Raw genomic sequence first — 4,423 nt, 5'->3', positions numbered from 1 at the left:
TTATAAGAGACAGGTAGGGGGAGTGGGGGGTAGGGGAGAAATTTCTTTCTTTCTTCTTTCTTTCTGTTGACTATTCTTACAATACCAAAAAGTTAGATAATTGTTGGCATGGCCAAATCTCACAGACTTGATAAAATCGCTGCTTATTTACGCCCCTATTGGCGCGAAACCGTCTTCGGTATTATTGCTTTATTAGTTGTCAATGGGCTGGGTGTATATATTCCTTTGTTAATTCGTTCAGGGGTAGATACTCTATCTCGGAGTTTTAGTTTTTCCCAAATCATCCATTATGTAATTCTCATCGCCCTACTTAGTTCCGCTATGTGGATGATGCGAATGGCTTCTCGCATTTGGATATTTGGCGTGGGAAGACAGGTGGAATTTGACCTGAAACAGCGAATTTTTCAACACTTATTGCAATTAGAACCTGCTTATTTTACGGTTAATACTCCTGGGGATTTAATTAGTCGCGCCACCAATGATGTAGATAATATTAGACGGTTGTTAGGTTTTGCTGTATTGAGTTTGGCAAATACTTTATTCGCATATACCCTAACATTGCCCGTCATGTTGTCTCTGAATGTGGAACTGACACTGGCATCATTAGCAGTGTACCCGTTCATGTTTTTGATGGTGCATTTTTTTAGCGATCGCTTGCGTAACGAACAAACCGCCGTCCAGGAAGAACTTGCAGAAATTAGTGAACTGGTGCGGGAAGATATGAGCGGTATAGCACTGATTAAAATTTACGCCCAAGAAAACAATGAGCGTCAAGCATTTAACCGGAAAAATGAGCAGCTATTAACCGCTAATCTCAAACTAGCTAAAACTCGCAACACCCTATTTCCGCTGATTGGTGGATTAGCAAGTTTAAGTTCTTTGATGATTATTTGGTTAGGTACAGCCAGAATATCCTCTGGAACTCTTGCAATTGGTGATTTTCTGGCTTTGCTAATTTATGTAGAGCGATTAATTTTCCCTACCGCTTTATTAGGATTCACTATTACTGCTTACCAACGGGGTGAAGTGAGTATTGATCGCTTGGAAACTATTCTCAGCGTGACTCCGAAAATTCAAGACACACCAGACGCTATCCATGTAGAACCCAGCCAACTCAAAGGGGAATTGACAGCAGTAAACTTTAGTTATACTTACCCCGGTGTAAATACCCCAGTTTTAGAACATCTGAATTTTCAGATCGCACCAGGGGAAGTAGTAGCTATTGTTGGTCCGGTTGGTTCAGGAAAATCAACCTTAGCGAATGCTGTCCCCAGATTATTGGATATTCAGCCAGGACAGTTGTTTTTAGATGGGTTGGATATTACAAAAATAGCTGTGAGTGATTTACGTGGTGCGATCGCCTACGTACCACAAGATAGCTTTTTATTCAGTACCACCATCAAAAATAATATCCGTTATGGTGATCCTGTCTCCGCCGAAGAAGACGTAGTTTACGCCGCCAAAATGGCGCAAATTGACGCAGAAATTCAGAATTTCCCCCAACAGTATGAAACATTAGTGGGTGAGCGAGGAATTACCCTTTCTGGTGGACAAAGACAACGCACAGCTTTAGCCAGAGCAATGTTAATTGATGCCCCCATCTTGCTGTTAGATGATGCCCTATCCAGTGTAGACAATCAAACCGCTACACAAATCCTCACAAATCTGGCTACAGGGACAAAAAGAAAAACCGTAATTTTTATTACTCACCAACTTTCTGCTGCTGCCACATCTGACCGAATTTTGGTCATGGAACAGGGGAAAATCGTTCAAACGGGTCGTCACTCAGAACTGGTAGAACAGCCTGGACTTTATCAAAATTTGTGGAATCAACATCAAGTAGAAGAACTATTACATTGAGCCAAAATGGATTAATTTTTGTAATAATTAGCAGTAGTATTAATCACCAACCAGCATAATCTAAAGATGTTTAAAAATTCACAGTTAGTAGCTTCTGAGTCCAGTAACTTATTAACATCTAAACAGCAGCGTCTTTTAGGAGCTATCGCTATTTTAGTCGTCATTAGTTTACTGACCTCAGCCGGTGGATCACCCATTGAACATAATGTTTCCAGCACATGGGAAGGTTTTATTTGGGGCATAGCCGATCCGGTGATTAGTTTAGACCGTTTTGCAGGGATTGTAGCATTAGGTTTATTTTCCGCTAGATTTACCCGTGGTAATTGGCTAAATATCACTTTTGTTATTGCTGCTATCTGTGGACAATTGATTAATTTATCTCCAGTGATCTTACCTGCGTCAGGAATAGCTATTGCTATTTGTACCATTGCATTAGGAGTAATGTTAGTTACACCAATTCCTATTCATTGGTTAGCAATAGCTTTATTAAGTGCTACTGCTGGGATATTTCAAGGTTACTCCGATGCTACATCCATCATCGGTGCAGAAACATTAACTATGATTATCTTTGTAATTAGTGTTGCCTTCACTCAAACAGTAATTATCATGAGTGCCAGAAAAATAGGTGTAAATTTTGGCATCAATGAAATTAATCAAATCTTACCTAAAATCATCCGTTTTGCTGGTTTAGTATTCTGTGCAATTGGTATCGTATTTTTGGGCTACTCAATAATTTAACGTAGGAATTAGGGAATAGGTATTGGGATTAGCACCGCTTGGCGGAAGTTAAAGGTCAAAACTAAGAGGAACGATGACAAGTTACTTTATTTATTAATAATGCTGATTATGAAACTATTGAATGAATATTTAGGAATATTACTGTGATGATTTTTTCTCAAGATTGGAGCAGGCCAGAAATGATTGCAACTGGAATAGAAACAAGAATCAGTCGCTTAGAATCTATTGTTGAACAGATTGGAGACGCTGTACTCTCGACAACTGAGACAATTGAACGTCTTGCTCACAGAGTTGATGCTCTGAGTCTACAAATAGAAGCCCAAGGAAAACAAGTACAGCAGCAAGGTTATCAGATTTTTGCTTTATGTGACGCTGTGCAAAGTTTGGCTGACTCGCAGAAGGATTCTATGGAACAAATCACTCAATTGTCACAAACCTTGGATGGACTTGTATCCTTATTGCAAAATGAATAATGATGGAAGGAGTTCAGGAGTCAAGCTAACGCCACGCTACGCTATCAGGAGTTCAGGAAGAAGGAAGAAGGAAGCCTTAATTACCTTAAACCCTTAACTTTGTCACTGCGATTTTTCCAGAAAAACATATATCAACATCACTATTAGGAGTCCGTTCTCGTTTACCATATTCTCCTGTATAGTAAAAATCATCACCTTCCATTCGGTAATTAACAGGTAAAGGTTTCGTACAAGGTTGACAAAATACCACTTCTGGATCTGCTTGTTGCGGTAACAGGTGCGGTAGATTGACATTCCAAAAACATCCAGGTTCTAGAGGAAGTTCCATCAAATCCTTTAATAATGCAGATGTCCATTTAACAGCCGTATCCCAATCATAATCACGTTTACCTTGACGATATTGAGAAACAGCAATTCCGGGAATCCCGTGCATAGCAGCCTCTCTGACAGCAGCCACAGTCCCAGAAATATACGCATCAACGCCTAAATTTCCACCAGCATTAATACCAGAAATCACATACTTGATATTTGGTGCAATATGTGAAATGGCAACTCGGATACAATCAGCAGGAGTGCCGGCGATCGCATATTCAAAATCAGAACGCCGTTGCAGATTAATCGGTTGATGGGTAGTAACTTGATGTCCACAGCCTGATTGATGAGATTGAGGTGCAGCAATAATTACTGATTTATCATTTACTGCTTTCAATAAAGCTGCAATACCCGGAGCATCAATACCGTCGTCATTGGTGATAATTATCGTCATACTATGTTTTTTTAATACTTATTATATCTGTTTAGTTTGGTAATTACTAGAATTCTTCTTGGTGATTTTTCTGGTATAGTCTACAAGCTAAAGCATAAAGTTGAGTAAAGTCGCTTCATTAACCTGCTTCTAAAATTGCACCCGAATTTTATGTGCTAATTATGAGCGTTAACCCCGGTTTCGGTGGTCAAAGCTTCATTCCTAGCGTAGTTCCTAAAATCCGCAAGTTACGTCAAATGTGTGATGAACGCGGTTTAGATCCTTGGATTGAAGTTGATGGGGGACTCAAAGCTAATAATACTTGGCAAGTTTTGGAAGCTGGTGCGAATGCTATTGTAGCGGGTTCGGCTGTGTTCAATGCTCCTGATTATGCTGAGGCGATTACCAATATCCGTAACAGTAAGCGTCCTAGTCCAGAATTAGCTGCTGTTTAATTTAATACTTGTGATTAAGTAAGACTCAGATCCCCGACTTCTTTGAGAAGTCGGGGATCTATTTTTAAAGAATTGCAAAAAATGAGCTATTTGAGTTAATTAATGAAATAATAAAATTGTTCAAACTTCCATAGTTTAAGATAGATGTCTCT

The 4,423-nt window shown here is 39.4% G+C and carries 4 protein-coding genes and 1 pseudogene; 4 read left to right on the top strand and 1 reads right to left on the bottom strand.

The genetic code is table 11. The annotated features are described in order from the left end of the window. The first annotated feature begins 108 nt into the window (after nucleotides 1-108). The 3 genes from IQ228_RS21965 to IQ228_RS21955 all read left to right on the top strand — a co-directional run bounded on the left by IQ228_RS21965 (nucleotide 109) and on the right by IQ228_RS21955 (nucleotide 3,071). Entirely contained in the window at nucleotides 109-1,860 is a 1,752-nt protein-coding gene (locus IQ228_RS21965) for an ABC transporter ATP-binding protein (RefSeq protein ID WP_193964435.1), read from the top strand. A gap of 66 nt (nucleotides 1,861-1,926) precedes the next feature. Next, nucleotides 1,927-2,598, top strand: coding sequence for a HupE/UreJ family protein (locus IQ228_RS21960; protein WP_027401916.1), 672 nt, complete (start codon nucleotides 1,927-1,929; stop codon nucleotides 2,596-2,598). Nucleotides 2,599-2,777: 179 nt separating this feature from the next. After that, nucleotides 2,778-3,071: a hypothetical protein gene (locus tag IQ228_RS21955; protein WP_172891230.1), complete on the top strand. Its 294-nt coding sequence runs from the start codon at nucleotides 2,778-2,780 to the stop codon at nucleotides 3,069-3,071. A gap of 85 nt (nucleotides 3,072-3,156) precedes the next feature. On the opposite strand, the gene surE is transcribed toward IQ228_RS21955, so the two are convergent. Beyond that, nucleotides 3,157-3,837, bottom strand: coding sequence for a 5'/3'-nucleotidase SurE (gene surE, locus IQ228_RS21950; RefSeq protein WP_027401918.1), 681 nt, complete (start codon nucleotides 3,835-3,837; stop codon nucleotides 3,157-3,159). Nucleotides 3,838-3,989: 152 nt separating this feature from the next. Here surE and IQ228_RS21945 point away from each other — a divergent pair. Then, a pseudogene (locus tag IQ228_RS21945) lies at nucleotides 3,990-4,271 on the top strand (ribulose-phosphate 3-epimerase); the annotation flags it as partial. Nucleotides 4,272-4,423 lie beyond the last annotated feature (152 nt).

This window comes from Dolichospermum sp. LEGE 00246 (assembly GCF_015207865.1).
Lineage (GTDB): Bacteria > Cyanobacteriota > Cyanobacteriia > Cyanobacteriales > Nostocaceae > Dolichospermum > Dolichospermum heterosporum.
This window is presented reverse-complemented; position numbering and strand designations above follow the sequence as displayed.

What these genes read in the sequence shown, in the direction of transcription:
- IQ228_RS21960 (WP_027401916.1), top strand. Translation starts at nt 1,927, where the DNA reads ATGTTTAAAAATTCACAGTTAGTAGCTTCTGAGTCCAGTAACTTATTA.
- surE (WP_027401918.1), bottom strand. Translation starts at nt 3,837, where the DNA reads ATGACGATAATTATCACCAATGACGACGGTATTGATGCTCCGGGTATT.
- IQ228_RS21955 (WP_172891230.1), top strand. Translation starts at nt 2,778, where the DNA reads ATGATTGCAACTGGAATAGAAACAAGAATCAGTCGCTTAGAATCTATT.
- IQ228_RS21965 (WP_193964435.1), top strand. Translation starts at nt 109, where the DNA reads ATGGCCAAATCTCACAGACTTGATAAAATCGCTGCTTATTTACGCCCC.